This window comes from Candidatus Nitronauta litoralis (assembly GCA_015698285.1).
GTDB classification, from domain to species: Bacteria; Nitrospinota; Nitrospinia; order Nitrospinales; family Nitrospinaceae; genus Nitronauta; species Nitronauta litoralis.
This window is the reverse complement of the sequence record CP048685.1, coordinates 3,003,956-3,023,455: the sequence shown is the minus strand read 5'-3', so window position 1 is coordinate 3,023,455 and position 19,500 is coordinate 3,003,956. Positions and strand designations below refer to the sequence as shown.

The window sequence follows — 19,500 nt, the reverse complement described above, 5'->3', positions numbered from 1 at the left end:
CCCGGCCATGCCCGAACTTCCTGAAGTAGAGACTCTCAAGCGCGCTCTCGAACCTCTGATACTGGACAAGAAGTTTAAACGTCCTGTATTTTTTAGACAGGATTTACGTTTTCCCATCCCAATTGACACTCTCCAGGCCGAACTCCCGGGTCGAACTCTAAACTCAATTTGCCGAAAAGCTAAATACCTGCTTCTGGAAACCGGAAGCGGTGCCATGCTCTGGCATCTGGGGATGAGCGGGCGGGTGACACAGTACCCCACCAACCAGCCTCAGGAAAAGCACACGCACGCCGTGTTCAGCTTCTCAACAGACCTTCACCTTCACTTTATAGACCCGCGCCGGTTCGGTGCAATTCTCTGGATACCCAGAGGCTCCGGACATAAACTTCTCGATTCTTTAGGACCTGATCCTCTGGAACTATCCACAACAGGAGACGTTCTGTTTGACCGGGCGAAAACCTGCAAAGGTCCTGTAAAAAACTTTCTGATGAACTCACAACGATTGTCGGGGGTGGGCAATATTTACGCCTGCGAGGCTTTGTTTAAAGCCAGGATCAGCCCGCGTAAAGGTGCTCATAGGTTATCTAAAAAGGATTGGAACCTTCTCCTCATAAGTCTCCGCACTGTCCTGGAAAAAAGTATTGCGGCAGGAGGCACAACCTTAAGGGACTTTTTCGATGCCAATGGTCAACCTGGATATTTTGTATTAGATCTGGCTGTCTATGGAAAAGAAGGTGAACCATGCAAGCGCTGTGGTTCTGAAATTGCAAGAATCGTTCAAACCGGGCGGTCCACCTTCTTTTGCAAGACCTGCCAGAAAAAATAGTTTCGATAAATCGTCAAACTTCCATAAAATGGGCTCATGCAACCTTCAATCGGCCTGATCACACTGAACGCAAAGTTCATCCATTCATCGCTCAGTCTGCGCAGTTTGCGCAATGCAGCTCGAAATGCGGGATATCATTCTGCCTGGATTCGTGAGTTCACCATAAACCAGCCCATCTGGAAAATTGCCGCTGAGGTTCAAAAGCAAAACCCGGACATATTAGGAATCAGCATTTATATATGGAACAGGCAGAAGAGCCTGGAACTCATTGAAATGCTGCAAAAACAAAAACCGGAAATTAAAATTGTTGTCGGTGGCCCTGAGGTCTCTTTTGATGACGAACCTCCGGCAGGCTGCACACTAATAGCAGGTGAAGGCGAGGCCAAGTGGGTTGAGTATCTTGGTTTTGCGTGTGAAGGGAACCTGCCACCTGCCAATGTCCTGGAACGTTTTAAGACATTTGGAACCGATTTACCTTCCTTGGCAGCACCCTACCTGGAAGAGGATTTACCAGATTTAAGAAACCGTTACGCCTATATTGAAACCTCACGGGGATGCCCTTACCTTTGCTCATTCTGTCTTTCTGCGCTTGATGAAAAAGTTCGGTATTTTGACGAAGACCTGATTCGCGAGCAGTTGGCAATGCTGATCGAGGCCGGGGTCCGTAAATTCAAATTCGTCGATCGGACTTTCAATTTGAATCCCAAACGAATGAAAAGGCTTATAAAGTGGCTATCCCATTATGAGGATCGTGAATTTCACTTCGAGGTGGTTGGCGATATTTTAAGCGACGACATGCTGGATTTCCTGTCCAGTGTTCCAAAAGGAGTATTCCAGTTTGAAATAGGGGTTCAAACTTTAAACGAAGACGTCAATTCAAGAATGGATCGACGGCAGGACAACGCCAGACTATTTTCAGCAATTAAACGTCTCGTTCGAGAAGATAGAATCCATATCCATTGTGATCTCATATTCGGGTTACCGGGAGAAGGCCTTAAAGATGCCTTGAACTCCTTTGAGGAGGTTCTTCAACTCAAGCCACATGAGCTGCAGTTGGGTTTTCTTAAATTTCTACCAGGAGCCCCGATTAAAAACCTGATCAAGGAATTTGATTATCGATATCTTTCAACTCCACCTTATGAAGTGATCGCAAATCGCGACATGCCATCAAATGATATTATTTTTCTAAAAAACTTTGATGAAATTTTTGATCAGTTTTATAACTCCAAGCGCTTCCGGTTCACAATTGAGCACTTGTTTCAGACCATAAAACCCGTCGATCTTTTTTCTAAATTACTGGATCAAAGACAAAAAAGGTATTCCATGGATGAGCATTTGTCACTGGACAGCCAGTTCAGGCTTTTGTCGGATACTTTTGAACTTCATCAATCAGCGTTCACTCGCGACCTATTAAAACTTGATTTTCTATACCATCGGAAACAATTCCGATTGCCGGCCTTCATGCGTGAAGGAGTCTGGCATCTTCCCCGAAATAAACGGACCTCATGGGAGGGCGATCGAAAAACTCCCATCCACACTTTTATGCATACCCTCCATCAGGATGAAGCAGGAGTTCGGTTGAAAAGCTCTGAAGATCCTGTTTTCTATGCCCTCGTGCACCCCGAATGCGATTCAGGTTATTTTACCCACCCCACCCTTCACCGTATCTGACCCCATCTTTCTCCTCACTTTCAGCACCTAAAAAACGAGTTCAAATTCCGATCTGAACGTTATATAGTGTATTTTTGCTCACATTTCACCTGTCACCAGAAAAGATGCCATGAAAAAAGGATTGAATTGGAAAAGCCGTATTGTAACGGGAGGCGATAAACGTTCTCCAAACCGCGCCATGCTCCGCGCTGTGGGGTTTAAAGATGACGACTTTGAAAAACCCATTTTGGGAGTCGCGAATGGTCAAAGTAATATCACGCCCTGTAATGCCGGCCTCGGCCGCCTGGCGGATGTCGCTTCTGAAGAAATCTCGCGTTTAGGGGGAATGCCCCAGATGTTCGGGACTATCACCGTGAGTGACGGCATTTCTATGGGAACGGAAGGAATGAAATGCTCTCTCGTCAGCCGGGAAGTCATTGCTGATTCAATCGAAACCGTTTGTCGCGGAGCCAGTATGGATGGTGTCATCGCCATTGGTGGCTGCGATAAAAATATGCCCGGTGCGATGATCGCCATGGCAAGACTCAATATACCCAGTATTTTTGTCTATGGGGGAACTATCAAACCTGGGCACCTTGAAGATCGCGACCTTACGGTCGTTTCATCCTTCGAAGCGGTTGGCCAATTCAGCGGGGGCAAAATAGATCATGATGAGTTGACCGCAATAGAAAAAAACGCCTGTCCTGGAATGGGGTCCTGTGGTGGCATGTTTACCGCCAACACCATGTCCGCCGCCTTCGAAGCAATCGGCATGAGCCTGCCGTACAGCTCTACCATGGCCAATGAGGACAAGGAAAAAGAAACCAACACCAGGGAAGCAGCGGATGCATTGCTCAATATGCTCGAAAATAATATCCGGCCCAGTGACATCATCACGCGCAAGTCTCTTGAAAATGCACTTGCCGTTATCATGGCCGTTGGCGGATCGACCAATGCTGTCCTGCACTTTCTAGCCATCGCACACTCAATGGGAGTCCCGCTCACTATCGATGATTTTGAAATGGTACGACGAAAGGTTCCGGTGTTCTGCGACTTAAAACCTTCTGGTCGATATGTAACAGTTGATCTGCATCAGCAGGGCGGAATACCCCAGGTCATGAAGCAACTCCTGAACGCAGGACTTTTGCATGGCGACTGTATAACCTGTACGGGCAAGACTGTCGCTGAAAACCTGAAGGATATTCCTGATTCTCCGCCGACAAATCAGAAAGTTATTCTGCCGGTAGACAAGCCTAAATCTGTTCAGGGACATCTCGCCATACTCAAAGGGAATCTTGCAGAAGAAGGTTCCGTTGCCAAGATTTCCGGGATCAAAACCAAACGTATTGTTGGACCGGCCCGTGTTTTTGAATCTGAAGAAGACTGCCTGAACGCTATTCTGCAGGACAAGATCAAAGCAGGTGATGTTGTTGTTATCCGCTATGAAGGGCCACAAGGCGGCCCCGGTATGCGTGAAATGCTCGCACCAACGGCAGCCATTGTGGGCAAGGGCCTGGGTGATCAGGTCGGACTCATTACGGACGGGCGCTTTTCGGGGGGTACGTTTGGGCTGGTTGTCGGTCATGTTGCGCCAGAAGCCCAGGTCGGTGGAACCATTGCATTCGTCAATGAAGGTGACCAGGTCACGATTGATGCAGAACACAACCTGATCCAGGTAGAAATCTCTGATGAAGAATTGCAGAAAAGAAAGGCCGGTTGGACCGCGCCTCCTATCAAATACGATTCAGGAGTCCTGGCCAAATACGCCAAACTGGTCTCATCTGCATCGCTTGGGGCGGTAACTGACTCGAAGATATAGATACCTTTTTATAAAAAGTTCCTGAACCTTCGCAATCCCACTCTCACTTGGCAGGTAAGTTCCTTGAAAGACACCCGGATGCCGGATGGGCTTTTTGCCGGACCGAAAAGAATCAATTTATATTACCTGCATGAGCTGTTTCGCCATTCCGCCACCATGGTCCGGTCGGAGGTCAAACAGGAATTGGGTGAGGACATTGCCTTGAATGCCGGGATGTGGGGGGGCTCCTATCTGGTGGCTGATGACACGGGTGTCTCAAAAACCAATGTCGTCCGTTTGTATTGCATCACCTCTGTTCCAAACAACAGCATCCTGGATAAAAAAGAAAACCTCGACAGCTTCATGGACATTTACCGGAAGCGACTGCAGGAAAACTTCAAACAATACTCACTTGAACTGGTCGATCCAAAATGGGGAGAACCCATTCCTTATACCAATCGCGCACGGCCCACCACCGCCATGCAACTGTGGGATGCAACGAAACGGGTTTCTTTCGTTCGTGTTTTTTTTGTCTGGAATGAAGCGACGTGGGCCGATTCGATTATTTATGACACCATTCGAAATATTAAGGTCATCAAGGAATTACTCAATATCGATTCCAGACCTCCTGTGAAAGAAGTACAGGAGCTGAAATTTTTACTGCAGGATGTCCTCATCATCTATTTTACTTTGCGCCCAATATTAACTCCCGATTTTGTCGAGCACGCTGAGCCCACCATTACCGAGTTGTTCAATCATTTCATAAATGGAATGCATGATCCCGAACTTGTAAAAGCTCAGTTTATGCAAGTGTACTCCAACGCTCTTGTTTACGGCTACGAGGAAGCGCTGGCCCCCGCATACAAGGAAGAAGGGCTCAATATCCACCGCATAGAAGACTGGCCGGCCGAAAAAATCAACTATGTTCCAGATTCCATAAAGACAATTCTGGCACCGGCTCTGGAAGCCAAATTCCGCTGGTTTCGGAAAAACCTGAACTCTTCGAAATAACCTCAATCCTTCTCAGAAAAGAATATTTTTTCCTAAACAAACTTTAGAAATATCCAATCTGACAATCCTTTTTGGCCATTAGTTTCCCGATTACCGCCATTCCAGACAGCTATTGCCATAGGTGTCGAACCGACAAACTGTGCATCTTCTTCCTGATCATCGACCAGTTTTCTTTTCAATACCACCTGCCAGTGTTTGCCATCATGATATCCCTGCCCTGACACATCCTGCTGATCCTGCCGTGTCAGGGTGCTGTATCCCTCAGCGTTGAGGTCCTCAACAGGGCTGGGCACGTTGTCGGGCGCTCGCCCTCGCAATGACAGATCCCGGCTAGCTTTCCAGATCCAGATATTTACTGTCTCCCCTTCACTCCCCATGGTGATGGAGGGTAATTCCTTATTTCGGTTCAAAGGAAACAAAGCGGCGGCCTGGTCAGTGTACATACGTGTCTGGCCCTGCCCGGAATCCACATCCTTGTCATCCCATTCAATATGCAAAGCGATTTCCTTTTCATTTCGCGCGGCGCTCACTCTCACCTCTTTTACAGAGGGGTTTGGCCATTGGGGGTTCGTGATTAATTGGGGACCCAGTTCAATGGTGACCTTTTTCGGGCCTTCGGCAGATTTCCAGAACCCTGACCGGGGAGACAAAGGTAATTCTCCCGAGTAACGCTTGACTTCAATGGTAGAGGAACAGATGCCCTCCTCATCGCAATTGGTGAATACAGAATGATTACCACACGCAGACAGTCCGAAAACAATCAGGACCAGGGAGATGATTTTAAATTTCCATGATATTTCCAGTTTCTTAAAACGCATCGGCTATTTTCTTTACCTCCTGTTTCAATTCTTTAGAGATTGGGCCCACCACTACAATATTTAAGGACTCAGGAATTAAAATTTCACCTGCAACACGTTTGCAATCATCGAGTGTCACGGCTCTCATACATTTCTGCTCCTCTTCCACAGACATTACACTGGAATACAATTGTGGAAAACCATAGCGATCTATTTGCTTATACGGATCATCAATGTCCAGTTCCAGATCGAAATCATACCGATTTTTCACATGCGCCAGCTCTTCCTCTGTCGGCCCCTCGTCAACGAACAATTTAATTTCCTTATAGAGGATTTCGAGGACCTGCCGGGCTTTTTCGGGACTGACCTGAACATCGAAATCAAATGTACCGGTATCGGACCAACTGGTTGCCCGACATTCTACTGAATACACCAGACCGCGATCTTCCCGGAGTGAACGCTGCAACCGTGAGCAAACACCGTCATCAAAAATACGGCCTATCAGGCAAAGAGTGAAATAATCCGGGTGATTATACGACCGTGATCGAAAACAAAACTGCAATTGAACCTGGCTGTCTTGATCTTCCTGAAAAAGTACGGCGGATTTTTCCTGTTTTTCTTTTAAGTCAAAAAACTCATTCGTAACAACTGTTCCCTTTCGCCCCCAACCTCCAAAATGCCTGTGGACGAGCTCCATGAAACTATCATGCTGAAGTGCTCCCGCTCCAACCAGAACAGAATTCCCGGGATTGTAAAACTTCTCAAAATAACCTTTCAACATCTCCGTATCAATGGCCTGGATAGTTTTTTCAGTCCCAATGGTAGGCCAGGACAAAGGGTCACCCTCGTACAACAGTTGGCATGCCAGATTGTTGATATTGATGTTCTCGCCCTTGTCGTTCAGATCTTCAAGGCACTCTTCCAGAATAATCTCCCTTTCCAGTTCCAATCCGGGAAACGTGGGCTCATCAAAAAATTCTGCGAGCAATTCCACGGCCCGGTCCAGAAACGACAGATGTGGACTAAATCCAAATGATGTGTATTCACTGTGTGTTGCCGCTCTCAGATCTCTTCCAATCGTTTCAAATTCACGATTGAGGGAAAGGGAATCCGGAAACCTTGAATTTCCTCTAAACAGCATGTGCTCGAGGAAATGAGAAATACCATTATTTTCCTTTGTTTCCATACGAAGCCCTGCACGCACCATGAGCGAAATTTCCACCGTATGCAAATGGGGCATTTCCACTGTCACCACGGTCAAACCATTTTCGAGAATTACCTTTTGGGGCCGGATGTTTGAAATGGGAGGACCCGTTTTTATTTTATTCAAAAAATTTCTCCTGCCAACTGAGTAGCCGGACGGGGTATAATTCGTGGATTTTAAATCAACCGACTCATTCTCACAAGCTGATATGAAACATTCCGACTGGGCTCAGAAAGATTATGAAATTGCCCGAGCGTTTATAGAAGATCATGAAGAGCTGGCTTCGAAAAACCCTTTGTTAGATTGCGGGCAGGGAGTGACTGCCATTTTACCTCTGGAGGTCCCTGGATTGGGGTTTCGTTTGCATGGATTGATTATGCTGGCTCCTCTCCCCTTGTTTATAGTTTGCGCTATTCTGGTTCCGATATTTGGATTTTCCGGAAATTGGGAAATCTCCCTGACCACTATTTCAATCACATTTGGTTGCGCCATCATGATCCTGGGATTATTCAGGGCAATCAGACTGGTTGTGGGACAACGGGAAACTTTTCCCCGACAATATTTTTCTACAATTGGGCCACAAGGACTGTCCATGCATTTTAGCCGCCTTCAGATTCCTTTCTGTAACCCCAGACAGGAACTTCTTTGGAAAAATATGGAACATTTTGAATTAACAAAAATATTTTTTCTTCCTGGAATATTAATTTTTAAACCAATGCTTTCTGCTGTTAGCGCAAAATCAAAGGAGGGTACTTCCGTTATCCTGCCGGCCCCTTATTCCCAGAATGGTCTGTCTCGCTTGCAAAATCTATTAAATTCTTCACAGCGTTAAATATCATTCAAAACGAATTGCTCCTTTTCCCACGACCTCTTCCACCTGGGCAATCAGATCATCCGTCGGGTTAACCGTGAGGTCCATCAGCAGGGTGCGTGTGTGCTGGTCCTGGTCTGGAAAAATAAATCGTACTTTCACCTGGTTTTGCCCTCGATGATGAGCCAGAACTTCATGCAGGGATTTTAACGTACTGGATTCCAGGCCGAGGGTCCGGATATCGATGCTTACTTTTCCCTGGAAGTGATTCTTATAGTCCTCCAGTAAAAATATTTCGTCGACGATCACTTTCGTACCCTGAACATCCCCGGATTCCACTTTTCCTTTGACCAGAATTGGCTGATCGTCTTCCAGCAAGGTCGCACAGCGTTCATATATATCCGGCCAAACGGTGAGCTCCACAGTCCCCTGTAAATCCTCAAGGGTGACCAGCCCCATTTTATCTCCCTTGCGCGTCACCTTGGTGATCACTCTGGCGGGAATTCCGGCCAACGTAACTTTTGCTCCATTGCTGCTTTCGGCAATTGATGCTGTGGTGGCATTCGAAAACCAGGCCATATCGCGTTGGAAACGATTCAAGGGGTGTCCTGAAACATAAAACCCCAAAGTTTCCTTTTCATATTTCAACCGATCACGCTCGGACCAGTCTTCAACTTTTTTAATGCTCGCGGACATCAAGTCCGATTCAGATTCCTGAATTCCATCAAACAAACTGCTTTGCCCCATCTCCCGATCCCGTTGCCGAGCCTGCCCAAGATCCATATACACCTGGAGGTTTTTAACCATCACGGCACGGCTTTCTTCGAAAGAATCACAGGCTCCACTTTTTATCAGGCTTTCAATCACTCTTCTATTCACCTGCCCAAGGTCCACATTTTCGCAAAACTGTTTAATGGAATTGAAACGTCCCAATTCCTCCCGGGTTTCAATGATAGAATCAATTGCCTTGGCTCCCACATTTTTGATCGCACCAAGGCCAAACAACAATTTATCTCCAGAGATGGAGAAGTCACATTGCCCTTCATTTACATCGGGCGGCAGGATATTGATATCCGATTCACGGCAATCATTAAAATAGCGAATCACTTTATCCGTATTGTCCATTTCACTGGTGATCAGTGCTCCAAAAAACGGCAAGGGATGATGGGCTTTTAGATAAGCTGTCTGGTAAGAAATCAACGCATAGGCAGCACTGTGTGATTTATTGAAGCCGTAGCCCGCGAACTTTTCCATCAGGTCGAATATCTTTTTCGCTTTTTTCTCAGGTACTTTGTTGGAGTGGCTTCCTTCCATGAATTTTTCACGCTGGCGGGCCATTTCTTCCGGTTTCTTTTTTCCCATTGCCCGGCGCAAAAGATCCGCATCACCCAGAGTAAACCCAGCGAGCACGTTTGCGATCTTCATCACCTGCTCCTGATACAAAATAACCCCATGCGTCTCTTTCAAAATAGCTTCTAATTGGGGCAGATCGTATTTCTCCTCCATGGTGCCGTGTTTGCGTTTGACGTAGTCATCAATCATCCCGCTCTCAAGCGGCCCAGGGCGATACAATGCTAGCAAGGCGATGATGTCTTCAAAACAATCCGGTTTCATTTTTACCAGAAGGTCACGCATACCGGAGCTTTCAAGTTGAAACACCCCTAGTGTCCGCCCTTCCCCAAGCAACTTGAACGTCTCAGCGTCATCTTTCCTAATGGCATTGATATCGAGGTCCAGCCCAGTGGAGCTTTTAAGGAGCTTGAGGGCATTGTCGATCACCGTCAAAGTTCGCAAACCCAGGAAATCCATCTTCAACAATCCCAGCTTTTCGATATTGTTCATCGAAAACTGGGTTGTGATTTCGTCGTTGCCTCCCTTGTACAGGGCACAGAATTCAGTCAGAGGCTTGGGAGAAATCACGACCCCTGCAGCATGCGTGGAACAATGCCGAGGCAATCCTTCAAGGCTCACAGCGATGTCCAACAACTCATCGACCTGCTTGTTCTCCTTGCGCATGGATTTAAATTTGGATTCTTCCTTGAAAGCCTCCGCCAGGGTGATATTCAGCTTATTGGGCACAAGTTTGGCGATTTTATCGACATCTCCATAAGGCATTCCCAATACCCGGCCGACATCCCGGAGAACCCCTTTGGCATTCATACTGCCGAAGGTGATGATCTGGGTAACAAACTGATTCCCACCGTATTTTTTCGAAACGTACTCGATAACCTTTTCACGCCCATGGATACAAAAGTCGATATCGATATCAGGCATGCTGACACGCTCAGGGTTCAGGAAGCGCTCAAACAACAGGTCATATTGCATGGGATCCAGATCCGTAATACGGAGACAATAAGCCACAAGACTGCCCGCAGCAGACCCGCGCCCTGGCCCCACCGGGATGTCATTCACCTTGGCATAATGGATAAAATCCCAGACTATCAGGAAATAGCCGGGGTACCCCATCTTCTCAATAATATGTAACTCTTCTTCGAGTCGCTCTTCATAAGGCTTTTTATCAAACTCCAGCCCCAGAGCCTTAAATTCAGAGAATCGCTCTTCAAGTCCCTTCCGAGAAATCTCAATCAAATAAGTATGGAGGGTGTACCCTTCCGGAACCGGGTACTCGGGCAGGTTGTCGATTCCAGTTTCGATTTCCACATTGCAGCGTTCGGCAATTTTGATGGTGTTTTCAATTGCCTCCGGAACATCCTTAAACACCTCCTTCATTTCTTCAGGGGATTTAAAGTAATACTCGTCCGACGGATACCGCATGCGGTATTGGTCATCCATGGTTTTACCCGTCTGCAGACAAAGCAGGATTTCATGCGCTCGAAAATCTGACTTTTCGAGATAATGGCAATTGTTGGTCGCAACCAGGGGTAAATTGAGATTTTTTCCGAGGGTGATTAACTCGCGGTTTATTTTCTTCTGCCAGTCCTGTCCATGGTCCTGCAACTCAAGGTAAAAGTTATCCGGGCCCATGATTTCCATATATTGCTGAGCCACCTTGGTAGCCCGTGGCAGGTTTTCCTTGCCAAGGTTGTGAGCTATCTCACCTCGATTGCAGCAACTCAGGGCAATGAGACCGTCCGCATTCGAAGCCAAAAGCTCCTTATCTATTCTAGGTTTATAGTAAAAACCCTCAAGGTAAGCACGAGTAACTAATTCCAACAGGTTTTTGTATCCCCTGTCATTTTTTGCGAGCAGGAGGAGATGGTAGGAAGCGTCTCGCAGTTGATGGTTTGCATCCTTCTCCTTTTTCAATCGGCTCTCCGGCGCCACGTAAACTTCACAGCCAATGATCGGTTTGAGGCCATGTTTTTTGGCTCCCTGAAAAAACTCAAGAGCCCCGAAAAGGTTGGAGTGGTCCGTCATCGCCACCGCAGGCATTTTGAATTCTGCGGCACGCTTGAACAGGTCTTCATGCCGCAAGGAGGAGTCAAGCAGGCTGAAGTGGGTATGTACGTGGAGATGGACGAAATCCGAATGTTTCAAGAAGGGCCTCCCCTAAAATTTCCATTTTGCTTTGGGCGGGGGTTTGAGGAATTAAAAAAGGGCTTTTTCTACGGGAAGATATTCCCTTTGCATCGCTTCGGCTACTGCGGGATGCGTGATATGACCTCCGAAGGTGTTGAGTCCGTGTCTCAGCTCCTGGCTGTCTCTTAATGCCTTATTGAGTCCTTTTCCGGCAAGTTCCCGGGCATAGTGGAGCGTCGCATTGGTCAAGGCATAAGTTGAGGTACGGGCTACCGCTCCGGGCATATTAGCTACACAATAATGAACCACCCCATCCACCACATATATCGGATCGCTATGGGTTGTGGGTTTCGAAGTCTCCATGATACCGCCCTGGTCGATACCCACGTCGACGATGACTGAGCCTGGTTTCATATGTCCCAGCATTTCCCTCTGGATCAGGCGGGGAGCACGGGCTCCAGGGACAAGAACGGCACCTATAACCAAGTCAGCCAGTTCAAGGAACTCCATCAGGTTGAGCTTGGTAGACATTATCGTTTTGACCCGTCCACCAAAGATATCGTCTATATAGCGCAGTCGATCAAGGTTGATGTCCAGCAAAGTAACGTAAGCACCAGTACCCACAGCCATTTTTGCAGCGTTCACGCCAACAACACCGCCACCTATGATGACAATATGGCCTGGATCGACCCCCGGCACTCCACCCAGCAGGATCCCTCGTCCACCGGTTTCGCGTTCAAGGTATTTGCCACCTTCATTGACCGACATCCGACCTGCAACTTCGCTCATGGGGACCAGAAGTGGCAAGCCTCCATTGGCTGACTGTACTGTTTCATAGGCCAGACCAGAAACTTTGCGCTGTAAAAGGGCGTTGGTCAAATCCGGGGCTGGGGCCAGGTGGAGATAGGTATAAAGCAACAGATTTTCCCGAAGACGGTCATATTCTTCCGGGATCGGCTCCTTCACCTTGATGATCATTTCAGCTTTTTGAAACACATCATCCTGGCTCGCAATAATCGCACCCACCTTTTCATAGTCCTGATTCTCGATCCCGCTGCCAATCCCGGCCCCGTCTTCGACCAGGACCGTGTTCCCATCCTGCACCAGCTCCGCAGCCCCGGCAGGGGTCAGGGAAACCCGGTATTCATCCAGTTTGATTTCTTTAGGAATGCCGACGATCATAAGAGTTATTGGTAAGTCGCTGAAGGTTGATGAATAGATTAACTTGATGTGGTGATCATATTACCGACTTTACACCCTCAGGGAAAACCCAAATTTTTGCAACCTTCGCTTTCAGGTTGAAAAATATTGAATGGCCCACTTTAAACTTTTGATTTTGCTTATATTGCTTTAAAAACACATTAACAGGGCTAAACTCAAGATGATTAATTTAAAGCCTCATAAAATTGGGCTCTGGATACTTTTCGGATTGTTTTGCTTCCGGGTCTCAGCCCAGCTCCTGCAGAATTTTTATCCTGTTTCATTTTTGCCTCCATTTGATGACTGGCACAGCGGTGCACTTCCCTATGGGATTCTGGTAGGGTTTCAAATTGTTATTATCGTCCTCTGCCTTTTAGCCATTCAGGACGTGAGCAACCCCATCCCCAAACCAGACAGGGAAAAGGGCAAATATTTGCTGACCATTGGGTGTTTTTATTTTGTAATTATGGTTGTTCGTCTGGCAGGGGGTTACACCTTTGCCTCTTCAATTCATTGGTTCAACGTTAGAATCCCAACTATTTTCCACCTGGTGCTCGCATCCTTTATTCTGCTATATGGGCACTTCCATTTATATAATTCAAAGATCGCGAAATAAATGAATCCGGCAAATAAAACATTGTTAACTCATATTACCTATCCCGCAGTAATGACAGCAGGGATTACTGCTCATATTGTTTTTATGGGATGGGGATTGAATGTAATGCTTTCCACTTACCTGCCCATCCTGGCCGGTGCCGCTCTAATAACCCTGACGGAGCACAAACTCGTCTACAGAGGACAATGGACGGGAAGAAAAAAAGATGTAATAGAAGATGGAATTTATATGGCTCTGATTCAAATAGCATTGCCTAGAATAATAATGGCAGGCTTTTCCCTTTATTTACTGGAGATTTTGAGAGAAAGTGAGACGATTTCTCTAAAATTCTGGCCTCATGACTGGAATACAGGCTCGCAGGTTATCCTCATGCTTTTGTCAGCCGACTTTTTCAGATACTGGCTGCACCGGGCGAGCCATGAATGGGCTTATCTCTGGAGGCTGCATGCTGTACATCATTCTCCACATAAGCTCTACTGGTTTAATGTGGGTCGGTTCCACCCCATCGAAAAATGCCTGCAGATGCTCTTTGACACTATTCCATTTGTTTTGCTTGGAGTCGGAGAGCAGGTCTTTGCTCTGTATCTCGTTTTCTATTCCATCAATGGATTTTTTCAGCATTGCAATATTGAATTAAAACTTGGACCATTAAACTACCTCATCAGCGGACCGGAATTGCACCGCTGGCACCATTCCCGTCTCCCTGAAGAGTCTAATCAAAACTATGGGAACAATTTGATCCTCTGGGATTTGCTGTTTGGCACCTGGTTCCTGCCTGAAACCCGACAGGTAGGTGAATTGGGGCTGACAAACAGAAGCTATCCCATGAGATTCCTGGATCAGCTAAAGGCTCCTTTTATTAAAGGTCTGGATAAGGATTAAAATTTTGAGCCTCATTTCTGATGGCATCACCAATATTCTTTTAAAAACCCAGATGGCGCTTGTGAAACATGGGTTGTGGGGCGAATTTCTTGAACAAACAAAAACTCCTTTAAAGATTCAAAAACGTTTGCTCTTCAAACAGCTCGATCAAAACCAGACGACCCGATATGGGAAGGAGCACCATTTTTCTAAAATACGTACTATAGAAGAGTTCAAAAAAAATGTTCCCATCAACCAGTATGAAGACCTGGAACCGTATTTTGATCAAAACGAATCAAGGACAGAGACAGGTCTGACCCAGGAGCGTCCTTCCCTATATCTGCAAACCAGCGGAACAACCGACCGGCCCAAAAACATTCCCCTGACAAATTCGGCTGCCGAAGAACTAAAGAACAGTCAGACCCTTTTCGCATTTGCACACCACCAGGGTATTCAAGGTATTTACAAAGGAAAGCTTCTGACAATTTCAGGGATGCGTGTGGAAGGAAAGTTGGAAAATGGCAAAGCTTACGGTTCTATGTCAGGGATGATCAGTCATTCCATGCCATTTATTTTAAAGTCGAAATATGTTGTTCCCAATGCGGTTTTAAGAGTTTCTGATTACCAGCTCAAATACCTCATGATCGCAGCCCTTGGTTTAAAGGAACGCGATATCACCTGGATGGTCAGTGCCAATCCTTCCACTTTTTTTAAAATTCTTGAAGTCATGGAGAACAACCTGGATTCCTTGATTAAATTGCTTGATACCGGGGATACTACAAACCTGCCAGCAGGATTCAAGCAAATTTCGACTCGCCGTTTTAGAGCAAAAAAGGATCGGGTTCAGGAACTGAAAACCTTATCCAGAAGCAGCCCCCTCAGTTTCAGCAGGATCTGGCCAAACCTGAAGGCAGTGACTACCTGGACTGGCGGGAATTGCGGACTCCTTCTCACAAGACTTGAAAATCTTCTCGCCCGCGAAACACGGATTACCGAGCTGGGTTATATAGCAACCGAGTTCAGAGGCAGCGTGTTGGTAGACACTAAAAATAACACCTGTGTTCCAGCGATTACTGAAAATTTTTACGAATTCATAGAACCCGACAGATGGAATTCTGGCAGTGTGGAGACTATGACTCTGGATCAGGTTGAGGTTGGGAAACAATACTACGTCATCGTCACCACCAGGAGCGGACTTTACCGATACTTCATAAATGATATTGTTGAGATCACTGGGAAGTTCAATCAGACTCCCACTATTAAGTTTGTTCAAAAAGGCAAAGGGATCACAAACCTGACCGGAGAGAAATTGACCGAGTTTCAGGTTTTAAAAGCCATGGAATCCATCCCATGCATGACTAAATTAGATGAATATTTCTTTTTATTGATAGGAGACCCGGGCACCTTGCAATATAGGCTCTATATTGAGATACCACCCAGACCAGATATCTCAAAAAACCTCGACCAGGAATTATCAAACCTGAATATCGAATTTGCTTCAAAGCAAAAAAGTGGCCGCCTTTTACCCACGAAAGTTTTCTTCTTAACACCGGGTTGCGGGGAAGCTTACAAGCAACAAGCCATCGCCGGAGGACAGAGGGAGTCTCAATACAAAACTATTTATCTCCAATACCTGACGGATTGTAACTTTGATTTCGAGCCCTACATTATTTCTTCCACATGAAGATCAAAGACCTCACTTTAAGAAAACTTTCTATCCCCTTTAGAACAGCATTCAAGCACGCCTCGGCCACAAGACTGGAAACAGAATCGGTGATCGCAATAGCGGAATCAGAATCAGGAAAAATGGGTTACGGAGAAGGCTGTCCCCGCTCCTATGTCACAGGTGAATCCCAGGAAAGCTGCCTCCAATTCTTTGAAAAACATAAGCCTGATTTTCCACAACTCCATGGCCTCAATCAACTGCGGGAATGGGTTGCGCAAAACCGATCAACCATCGATTCAAACCCAGCCGCATGGTGCTCAATAGAAATGGCCATACTCGATCTTATTGCAAGAGAAAGAAATGTTTCTGTTGAGGACTTGCTATCGCTGCCTGAAATCTGCGGTTCATTCAAATACACAGCGGTGATGGGTTTGAACAGCCTGCCGTCCTTTAAAAAACAACTGCAGCGGTATCTGGAAATCGGATTTACTGATTTCAAAATAAAAATCTCGGGAAAACTTGAGGAAGACAAGGAACGAATTGAACTTTCAACTTCTTTTATCAATGATCCATCAAAAATCCGTCTGGATGCCAATAATGTATGGGACCAGCCAGAGGATTGCATTCAATACATGGAAAGTTTGGAACCTTCCTTTTTTGCCATTGAAGAACCCATTTCAAAAAATGATTTTAAGGGTCACAAAAATATCTTTGCGGCATTGAAACTGCCAATAATTCTGGATGAAAGTTTTTGCAGGTTATCTCAATTCGATGAACTACAAGAGGTTCCAGTAAAATTTATCCTCAACATTCGGGTTTCTAAAATGGGAGGAATCCTGCGTTCTCTGGAAATCATCCAGGAAGCTAAACGTTTAAATATTCCTGTGATTGTTGGAGCCCAGGTGGGGGAAACCAGTTTACTGACCCGGGCAGCGCTTACCCTTTGCAGTGCCTTTCGGGATAATATCGTTGCACAGGAAGGGGCCTTTGGGACCCACCTTCTGGAATACGACATCACCCCCTCCCCCCTCATGTTTGGTACCAAGGGAAATCTGAATGCATCAAAAGCAGGCCAAAAGCCCGGGCTGGGGATCCATGTAGATTCCAAAACCCTTAACGCTTTTACTTTTCACTGATTATTGAATTGCATACAAATACACCTTTAGACCTCAAAATTATCTGCAAGTCTTGATTAACCGTCATATAATCAATTGTAGGAAAGTCACATATTCCGTTTATCAATTGTTGGGGGAACTCATATGTTTCGTTCATTTTCCTTTTTGATTGTTTTCGCCATCATGTCAGGTTGCGCAGTTCCTAATACGGCATCAGTAAAAAGTTATGGAAATTTACCTGAGGCTTTGCCTGACACCGAAGGCGAACTCCTGTTTGTCGATGTACAATGCACGGTATGTCATGGGCATCAGGGGGCTGGGAATGGGTTTCTGGCAGAGGGATTGGCGGCTTCGCCACCCGATTTCACAAATCCGTCGATTATGAACTCAAAGAGTGACCAGGCTATTGCTCAGGCAATCCGGAACGGAAAAGGCAAAGTCATGCCCGCTTATCCGCGCCTTACGGGCTCTCAGGTCAATTCGCTGGTACAGTATATCCGAGGTTTATCCCGCGACCCTGCGTAATCCAACACTCGCATTGATCTTCGGCTGTAAATCCGATACATTGGCCCTAATTCAACTTCAAAAAATAAACTGTGGAAAACGCTACCGATACAACATTTGAGCAACGCGTACAAGACCAACTGGCCAACGGCCAGACTCTCCTGGACCTCGAAAACCAGGCGATAGGTGTTAAGGAGCTTGAGCAATTGCGTGAAATAGAATGTTTCACGCAGGTGCAAAAGCTTTACCTTGGCAATAATGAGCTAACCGATGACACCCTCATTCCTCTCGAAAAACTGGGAGGGAATCTGCATTCTTTGTATTTGAACAACAACCTCATAGGAGATGCCGGTGCAGAAACATTAGCCAATTCTCCTCTGATGGGTTCTATCAGGTGTTTAATGCTTGAAGGTAATAGCATTGGCCCCAAGGGAGCCAAAGCGCTGGCAAACTCCCCGTATTTTCAAAAACTGGAAGAATTGTTTCTGGATTCCAACCCCATTGGGGCAGATGGAGTTCTCACATTGTCTCAGTCGAACAATTTCCCCAACCTGAAGGCCCTCCACCTTGATAGTACGGGAATGGGAGATGGAGGGGTGATAGCCCTGTCAAACACCAAAACACTTTTAGGACTTGAGCGTCTCTATTTATGCTCCAACCACATAGGAAATGTTGGCGCACTGGCACTCGCCAAATCTGACAGTCTGAAAACATTGCGGGTTCTTAGCATCTGGCGCAATGAAATACGGGATGAGGCAGGTGAGGCCATGATCGCCTCATCGACCTTCGACAATCTGGAGCGACTCTATATGAGCCTCAATTTAATTGAACGTCCAGTTAGAAAAAAAATCAGAGGGTCAGATCTCGCCAAACGGCTCAAAACGCTGGTAATGGATTAGGAGAAAACGCCATGGATGATGGCAAGGAAACATATAAATATGGATATGGGAAACTGTTTAACGTCCTGTTCCACGCAGGGGTTATCTTCAACGTCTGCCTTGTGATCTGGATTTTTCTGTTCTTCTTTGAAGTTATCTGATACCTGCCAGTTATTCCGGACGGAAGGCGTTTAAATACTTCGGCGGGAAGTAGCCTTTACCAATGTATCCGTATTTTTCCAGGCAATCTTGTCTTCGGGGACCAGGAAATCTCCGGCAGCATTCCTGAACGGTCGCCACTCATGGTCGATGTATAGTTCGCTGGGTCGAAAGTTGGCTTTATAGGATAGCGATTGATTCTGGGCAATATAATAACCGAGATAAGTATAAGGAATTCCACGCCCAAGCGAATACTCGATCTGCTTGACCACACTAAACGTACCGATAGGCAGCTTTTCAAGATCCGGCTGGTAAAATGTATAGATACAAGAAAATGTTTTACGGGTCACATCACCCAGAGCCGCACCGATGAGTTTGCCGTCCAGATAATATTCGAATTCCACCCCGAAAGAACCCTTTCCATAAAATGACAACTTAAAATTTTGTAAATCCTCGACATCATCCTGAAGGGATTTAAAACGTGTTTTGTGGGCAAGATACAAGTCGAATTTTTCAGGTGTGAATCGAGGGGCTCCAATTCTGATTTGGACATCTTTACAAGCCGCAACTGCCCTTTTCTGACTCCGGTTTATTTTGTAGTCATAAGTCCGAACCCGGATGGGAACACACGCATGGCAGGCCCCACAATTCGGTCGAAAAAAATATTCCCCAAAATGCCTCATCCCGTGAACCAGAAGGTATTCAAACTCCACCTCGGACAGATCTTCAAGTAAATATTCCTCGAAGACGGAATAGCGGTCATTAAAATAACCACACTGAAAAGGTTTTGAGTCGATGAAGTGAGCTAGCATTGTATGTAATTTTGAAAAAAGCCACGAAACTGTGGGCAGGGGTACGGCTTATTATAAACCATTTTTATCTACCAAAATCAAATTACCACCATACATAATAATCTACTTTAAT

General features: G+C 46.1%; 16 protein-coding genes. 11 read left to right on the top strand and 5 right to left on the bottom strand.

What is annotated here, in order from left to right:
* Positions 1–7: 7 nt before the first annotated feature.
* From mutM to G3M70_13745, 4 genes are all read left to right on the top strand, one after another.
* Positions 8–826 carry a bifunctional DNA-formamidopyrimidine glycosylase/DNA-(apurinic or apyrimidinic site) lyase gene (mutM, locus tag G3M70_13760; protein ID QPJ62882.1) on the top strand — a complete coding sequence of 273 codons (819 nt, stop codon included), beginning with the start codon at positions 8–10 and terminating at the stop codon, positions 824–826.
* 36 nt (positions 827–862) lie between these two features.
* The gene (locus tag G3M70_13755; GenBank protein ID QPJ62881.1) at positions 863–2,497 is read left to right on the top strand and encodes a DUF4080 domain-containing protein; all 1,635 of its coding nucleotides are present in this window, start codon (positions 863–865) and stop codon (positions 2,495–2,497) included.
* Positions 2,498–2,606: 109 nt separating this feature from the next.
* Positions 2,607–4,295, top strand: a complete 1,689-nt coding sequence (gene ilvD, locus G3M70_13750) for a dihydroxy-acid dehydratase (GenBank protein ID QPJ62880.1) — start codon at positions 2,607–2,609, stop codon at positions 4,293–4,295.
* Positions 4,296–4,373: 78 nt separating this feature from the next.
* Positions 4,374–5,285: a hypothetical protein gene (locus G3M70_13745; protein ID QPJ63819.1), complete on the top strand. Its 912-nt coding sequence runs from the start codon at positions 4,374–4,376 to the stop codon at positions 5,283–5,285.
* Between the two features lie 32 nt (positions 5,286–5,317).
* Here the strand turns inward: G3M70_13745 and G3M70_13740 are convergent, their stop codons facing one another.
* The gene (locus G3M70_13740; protein QPJ62879.1) at positions 5,318–6,103 is read right to left on the bottom strand and encodes a hypothetical protein; all 786 of its coding nucleotides are present in this window, start codon (positions 6,101–6,103) and stop codon (positions 5,318–5,320) included.
* Positions 6,093–7,322, bottom strand: coding sequence for an insulinase family protein (locus G3M70_13735; protein QPJ63818.1), 1,230 nt, complete (start codon positions 7,320–7,322; stop codon positions 6,093–6,095). Before G3M70_13735 ends, G3M70_13740 begins: the two co-directional genes overlap by 11 nt.
* A gap of 133 nt (positions 7,323–7,455) precedes the next feature.
* Between G3M70_13735 and G3M70_13730 the strand changes: the two genes are divergently transcribed.
* Positions 7,456–8,118, top strand: a complete 663-nt coding sequence (locus tag G3M70_13730; GenBank protein ID QPJ62878.1) for a hypothetical protein — start codon at positions 7,456–7,458, stop codon at positions 8,116–8,118.
* Between the two features lie 3 nt (positions 8,119–8,121).
* On the opposite strand, the gene dnaE is transcribed toward G3M70_13730, so the two are convergent.
* Both dnaE and ald read right to left on the bottom strand, forming a co-directional pair.
* A complete protein-coding gene (dnaE, locus tag G3M70_13725) occupies positions 8,122–11,595 on the bottom strand; it encodes a DNA polymerase III subunit alpha (GenBank protein ID QPJ62877.1) in 3,474 nt (1,157 codons plus the stop codon).
* Positions 11,596–11,646: 51 nt separating this feature from the next.
* The gene (gene ald, locus G3M70_13720; protein QPJ62876.1) at positions 11,647–12,759 is read right to left on the bottom strand and encodes an alanine dehydrogenase; all 1,113 of its coding nucleotides are present in this window, start codon (positions 12,757–12,759) and stop codon (positions 11,647–11,649) included.
* Between the two features lie 199 nt (positions 12,760–12,958).
* Here ald and G3M70_13715 point away from each other — a divergent pair, with 199 nt between their 5' ends.
* The 6 genes from G3M70_13715 to G3M70_13690 all read left to right on the top strand — a co-directional run bounded on the left by G3M70_13715 (position 12,959) and on the right by G3M70_13690 (position 18,438).
* On the top strand, positions 12,959–13,393 hold the full coding sequence (locus G3M70_13715; protein QPJ62875.1) for a hypothetical protein: 435 nt from the start codon (positions 12,959–12,961) through the stop codon (positions 13,391–13,393).
* On the top strand, positions 13,394–14,275 hold the full coding sequence (locus G3M70_13710; GenBank protein QPJ62874.1) for a sterol desaturase family protein: 882 nt from the start codon (positions 13,394–13,396) through the stop codon (positions 14,273–14,275).
* 4 nt (positions 14,276–14,279) lie between these two features.
* The gene (locus G3M70_13705; GenBank protein QPJ62873.1) at positions 14,280–15,938 is read left to right on the top strand and encodes a GH3 auxin-responsive promoter family protein; all 1,659 of its coding nucleotides are present in this window, start codon (positions 14,280–14,282) and stop codon (positions 15,936–15,938) included.
* Entirely contained in the window at positions 15,935–17,056 is a 1,122-nt protein-coding gene (locus G3M70_13700; protein ID QPJ62872.1) for a hypothetical protein, read from the top strand. The genes G3M70_13705 and G3M70_13700 overlap by 4 nt, the downstream gene beginning before the upstream one ends.
* A 123-nt stretch (positions 17,057–17,179) precedes the next feature.
* On the top strand, positions 17,180–17,560 hold the full coding sequence (locus G3M70_13695; protein QPJ62871.1) for a c-type cytochrome: 381 nt from the start codon (positions 17,180–17,182) through the stop codon (positions 17,558–17,560).
* 71 nt (positions 17,561–17,631) lie between these two features.
* On the top strand, positions 17,632–18,438 hold the full coding sequence (locus G3M70_13690) for a hypothetical protein (protein ID QPJ62870.1): 807 nt from the start codon (positions 17,632–17,634) through the stop codon (positions 18,436–18,438).
* Positions 18,439–18,608: 170 nt separating this feature from the next.
* On the opposite strand, the gene G3M70_13685 is transcribed toward G3M70_13690, so the two are convergent.
* On the bottom strand, positions 18,609–19,388 hold the full coding sequence (locus G3M70_13685) for an arginyltransferase (protein ID QPJ62869.1): 780 nt from the start codon (positions 19,386–19,388) through the stop codon (positions 18,609–18,611).
* Positions 19,389–19,500: the final 112 nt, after the last annotated feature.

Excerpts from the sequence above, each read along its gene's own strand:
- G3M70_13700 (QPJ62872.1), top strand. The coding sequence starts at position 15,935 with ATGAAGATCAAAGACCTCACTTTAAGAAAACTTTCTATCCCCTTTAGA.
- G3M70_13715 (QPJ62875.1), top strand. The coding sequence starts at position 12,959 with ATGATTAATTTAAAGCCTCATAAAATTGGGCTCTGGATACTTTTCGGA.
- G3M70_13695 (QPJ62871.1), top strand. The coding sequence starts at position 17,180 with ATGTTTCGTTCATTTTCCTTTTTGATTGTTTTCGCCATCATGTCAGGT.
- G3M70_13710 (QPJ62874.1), top strand. The coding sequence starts at position 13,394 with ATGAATCCGGCAAATAAAACATTGTTAACTCATATTACCTATCCCGCA.
- G3M70_13755 (QPJ62881.1), top strand. The coding sequence starts at position 863 with ATGCAACCTTCAATCGGCCTGATCACACTGAACGCAAAGTTCATCCAT.
- G3M70_13740 (QPJ62879.1), bottom strand. The coding sequence starts at position 6,103 with ATGCGTTTTAAGAAACTGGAAATATCATGGAAATTTAAAATCATCTCC.
- mutM (QPJ62882.1), top strand. The coding sequence starts at position 8 with ATGCCCGAACTTCCTGAAGTAGAGACTCTCAAGCGCGCTCTCGAACCT.
- G3M70_13745 (QPJ63819.1), top strand. The coding sequence starts at position 4,374 with ATGCCGGATGGGCTTTTTGCCGGACCGAAAAGAATCAATTTATATTAC.
- G3M70_13735 (QPJ63818.1), bottom strand. The coding sequence starts at position 7,322 with ATGCCCCATTTGCATACGGTGGAAATTTCGCTCATGGTGCGTGCAGGG.
- ald (QPJ62876.1), bottom strand. The coding sequence starts at position 12,759 with ATGATCGTCGGCATTCCTAAAGAAATCAAACTGGATGAATACCGGGTT.
- G3M70_13685 (QPJ62869.1), bottom strand. The coding sequence starts at position 19,388 with ATGCTAGCTCACTTCATCGACTCAAAACCTTTTCAGTGTGGTTATTTT.
- ilvD (QPJ62880.1), top strand. The coding sequence starts at position 2,607 with ATGAAAAAAGGATTGAATTGGAAAAGCCGTATTGTAACGGGAGGCGAT.